The following is a 335-nucleotide window of genomic DNA, read 5'->3' on the forward strand; positions in this document are numbered from 1 at the left end:
CGCCACCCCGCGCTCCGGCACCTGCGCAACCTGAGCTTCCACCACACGGACAACGACTCCGTCATCGCGTACAGCAAGCGCACCGGGACGGACACGGTCGTGGTGGTCGTCAACCTCGACCCCCACCACACCCAGGAGGCCACCGTCTCGTTGGACATGCCGCAACTCGGCCTGGACTGGAACGCCGTCCTGTCCGTGCAGGACGAACTCACCGGTGAGACCTACTCGTGGGGCAGGACCAACTACGTGCGCCTCACTCCCGGCCGGACGCCGGCGCATGTGCTCCAGGTGGAGCGGCCGACACCAGCGAACGGAGGGCCCAGCGCGTCATGACT

At 68.1% G+C, this 335-nt stretch carries 1 protein-coding gene; it reads left to right on the forward strand.

What is annotated here, in order from left to right; genetic code table 11:
* On the forward strand, positions 1-333 hold a 333-nt coding region (locus LQ326_RS47560; protein WP_234545430.1), incomplete at its 5' end, for an alpha-glucosidase C-terminal domain-containing protein.
* Between the last annotated feature and the right edge of the window lie 2 nt (positions 334-335).

It is taken from the genome of Streptomyces shenzhenensis (assembly GCF_021462265.1).
GTDB lineage: Bacteria > Actinomycetota > Actinomycetes > Streptomycetales > Streptomycetaceae > Streptomyces > Streptomyces shenzhenensis.